Raw genomic sequence first — 3,966 nt, 5'->3', positions numbered from 1 at the left:
CGCCGAAGTTGGTGAAGTGGCTCCGCGCAAACGCCAGCCCGTCGCCGCCCGCCGCGATCGCGGCGCGCGCCACGTCGGGGTTGGAGAGCAGGTAGAACTCGGCATCGAAGCCGCGGGCTGACCCGATCTCGCCGGCGCGACCCACGGCGGCGTTGATGGTGCGACCCTCGGACTGGCCGAACTCGAGGTAGTGGGCGAGCGGGTTGACGTTGGCTGCGCGCACGTCGGCGTTGCGGGCGAGGTAGCCCTGCGTGTCGAAGGCCGCACCCGGATCGCGGCCCTCGCGGAAGCCGAACCCCTCGTAGTGGGTGAGCGGGTTGAGGCCGGCGGCGCGCACGTCCGGGTTGGCGGCGAGGTAGCCGGTGGTGGAGAAGAAGGCGTTCGGATCGCGGCCCTCGCGGAAGCCGAACTCGGCGTAATACGCGTCCGCGTCCCGACCGGAGGCCGCCACGTCCGGGTTGTTGGCCAGGTAGAACAGGTCGTCCACCAGCGGCGCGCCGTCCCCCGTCGTCACCGTGCGGTCCGTGAACTCGAACCGCTCGATGCCGCGGACTTGGGTGCGGCCGCCGGGTCCGCCGATCACGGTATTTCCGGCGACCAGTCCGACCTGCGCCTCCGAGAGCTGGAACCCGAACACGAGGATGTCCTCGCCGGTGCCGCCATCGACGATGTTCGGGCCTTGTCCCACCGTCACGAGGTCGTCGCCCGCCCCGGTGGCGATCCGATTGTTCCCCACAGCGATCACCGCGTTTCCGAGGCCGTTGCCGATCACGCCGCCGCTTCCGGTCAGCGTCGCGTTCTCCACGTTGCCCGGCAGGATCACCGTTCGCGGCTCGTCGTAGATCACGGTGTCGAACCCGGCCGTGCCCTGCGCGGCGGTCAACGCCGATGGATTTGTGACGGTGATGATGTTGCCGCCCTGGCCGCTCGGCGCGACGGCAAGGCCGTCGTCCGCCCGCAGGTCGATCGCGAAGGCGAGCACCTGAGTGAAGGCCGCCGCGTCGAAGTTGTTGTCCGAGACGAGTACCAGGCTCTGGCGCCCGTCGGGCAGGCGCGGCCCGAGGGTCAGGCCCTCGACGTTGTCGAGGGTGATCCCGAGGGTGCTGAAGTCGAACACCAGCTCCTTCTCGACCGGCCGTGCGCCGCTCAGCGTAAGCTCGCCGTTCTCGATCTGGGTCTGAAGCGAGCGGGTGCGGGAGACGTCCGTCGCGCCATTGGTCGAGATCCGGTAGAGCCGCAGGGCGTTTCCGGCGCCGACGGAGAACGAGCGCTCGAGCGCCAGCAGCGTGCCGTCGTCGTCGATGGCGAGCAGGTCGACGAGGCCCGCCGTGGTGAAACCGCCCGACGGCACTGCGGCCGCAGCGACCGGCTCGGTGATGTAGACGTACTCGCCCCGCGCGGTGCCCGTGGCGAGGTCGTATTCCACGATCCGCGCGGCCGAGCCGCTGGCCCGGGTCCCGATTGGGCCGTCGCTGGCCAGCGCGTTCTCCGTCGCGTGTACAGCGTGCCCTGGTCGGGTGTGACGGTCAGGCTCTCGAACGCGAGGTTGTTGCGGATGCCGGTCGTGCCGTCGGCGGAGGGGCGGAACTTCGCGTCGACCGGCAAGGCGCCAATCTGCGCGCCGCTCCGGTCGAAGAGCCGGACGAAGGGATCGGTCAGGCGCTGGGGCGTCGCCTCGCCCTCGGAGGCGATGTAAAGGCCGCGCCCGGTGAGTGCGATGCCCTCCGGGTCAAGCGACAGCGCCGGGAAGGTCGCGCCGTTGCTGGTCAGCGGGGTGACGCCCGTGAAGGTCACGTCGCCCTGTTGCAGACGGCCGTCCGACAGATTGATGTTGAGGGAATAGAAGCGCGCCGGATTGATCTGCGAGCGGTCGTCCGCGATCGCGATGTAGCTGTTGGTGGACTGGTCGTAGGTGATGCCCGAGAGGCCGCCGATCTCGGTGCCCTGGAACTGCGTGCGCGTCGCCAGGGTCGCCTGGCCGATGAAATCGATGCTGCCGAGATCCCGCCGCGTGTCCTCGGTGATCGCGAGGTCCATCGAGACGAGGCGATGGTCCGAGCTCGGGAAGCCGCCTGGCAGCGCCGGGTTGAAGGTGCCGACGAGGCGGAACAGCGGGTCGGTGTTCAGCGGCCAGAACACGCTGCCGGAGAGAGGGGTGAGGCCGGCCTGCGAGGGCAGCACGTAGTCGGCCCGCAGGTTGCCCGGCGCGCCGTGGGCGAAGTCGGCGGTGTCGAAGCGCGGATCGGCCCGGTGGCGGGCGTTCGCGCCGCCCTGGAGCGCCGCCTGCTGCGAGCCGCCGGGGCTCGACGGCGTGATGCTGGTGTCGACGAGCGGGTTGTCGAGGAGTTGGCGGATCGCCTGCGCGACGCTGTCGCCGTCGAGGGGATCCGCGTTCTGGTCGCCCATGATGACGAAGCGCTCGCCCGCCGCGAGGCCGCCGCGCCGTCCCTGGTCGTCGTAGATGTAGCTGCCCGCGCCGGGCTGAATGTAATCGGCGAAGAAGCGGATCTCGTCGGCGTTGCGCAGGCCGTTGCGGTCCTCCGGCCCATCGAAGGTCGGCGGTGTCGGGTGCGAGGCCAGAATGTGCACGGTCTGGCCGTTGACGTTGATCGGCACGTCCCAATGGCTCTTGGACGAGAGCCGGAACACGTCGAGCTCGGCCTGGCTGTAGAAGTCCCGTGGCTGCGGCGTCCCGGAATCGTCGGGCAGCCGTGCGCCGGGCATGTCCCGCCACAGGAAGTTCTGGAAGGTCCGCGCCCCCGAAGTGTCAATCGGGTAGCGCGAGAAGATGACCATGCCGAATTGGCCGGGGAAGTCGCCGAAGCCGAGCGCGTCGTCGCCGTAGCCAGGCTGTCCGGGCGTCGTGACCGCCACCCCGTTGTTGTTGAGGTCGAAGCCCGAGGACACGCCGGTGTTCGAGGGCGCGATGAAGACGTAGTGGTAATCGACCGGCGCGGCGCCGTTCTGTCCCACCCGCAGGTAATTGCTCCGGAAGAGGTCGGCGGCCAGCGAGGTGCCGCCCGGCCCCGCCCGGTCGAAATCGAATTCGTTGACCAGGATCACGTCCGGGTTGTTGCGCTGGATGATCTCCGCGACGGCGCGGGCCTGTGCGTTGTCCGGCGCGCTGAGGTCGCGGATGAGCTGCCCCTCGCTGGCCCGGTTCAGCGAGGCGCTGAAGGTCGCAACGCGCAGGGATCCGGGGGCGGGTAACGACGCCATCTGCTGTTCCTCCAACGTCGGGCGCGCCAGCGCCGAAACGTCCCGGAGACACCGTTGCGAGCTTTGCTTGACGGGCGGATGACGCTGCAGGTCAGCAGTTTAGAATTCCCGCGCGGGATGAGCAGGCGGCCTGCGGGGTACCCAATGCAGGGTTCTCAACCTGCGTCCCGGGCCGCTCGACCTGACAGAGGCCGTTCGGCGCCATCAAGCTGCTTCGGCCGGGTGAGCGCAGATCTTGTCGATCCTCCGGTGCACTCGCCCACCAATACGTTGCGTGATTCTGCAGGGCTCCGCTGGTGCGCCTGGAAGCTGAGCGACCCGTTCTGGACCTGCAGGCGATGCTCGGGGCGGGCAGATCGCCGCCCTGAGCAGAAGGCTGGCCCGCGCTCAGGCTTGGTCGCAAACTCAACCTGACCGTCATCAAGATCGTAGCGCGCGCCGACCACCTTGAGCTTCCCCGTCTTGATCGGGCCGAGGAGCAGCGCCTCCGACGTCCGCAGACGGTGTACCGTCCGACGAACGTTCTCGCGAACCGCGTTGTCGAGCAGATCGCCAGGCTGGCTCTGAGCCTTCAGGACGGCTGGAACGATCGGCTCGATCATCTTGCCGATGCTGCCGGGGAAGGTGGCATTCTCCTTCACCACGCTCACAGCCGCCTGGACGGCCCCGCACTCTTCGTGGCCGAGCACCACGATCAGCGGCACGCCGAGTTCGGCAACGCCGTATTCGATCGAGCCCATAGCGGCG

General features: G+C 69.0%; 1 protein-coding gene and 1 pseudogene. Both read right to left on the bottom strand.

Translation table 11 applies throughout. The features are described from left to right. Positions 1–3,219 (bottom strand): annotated as a pseudogene (locus MFF55_RS24755) (esterase-like activity of phytase family protein); the annotation flags it as partial. A 155-nt stretch (positions 3,220–3,374) separates the two neighbouring features. Then, positions 3,375–3,966 (bottom strand): carbonic anhydrase (locus MFF55_RS24750; RefSeq protein ID WP_238246778.1); only part of this gene is annotated, 592 nt, incomplete at its 5' end.

Origin of the sequence: Methylobacterium iners (assembly GCF_022179305.1) — a bacterium.
In the GTDB taxonomy this organism is placed as follows: Bacteria; Pseudomonadota; Alphaproteobacteria; order Rhizobiales; family Beijerinckiaceae; genus Methylobacterium; species Methylobacterium iners.
The sequence above is the reverse complement of the archived record's forward strand: the minus strand, read 5'-3'. Positions and strand labels throughout refer to the sequence as shown.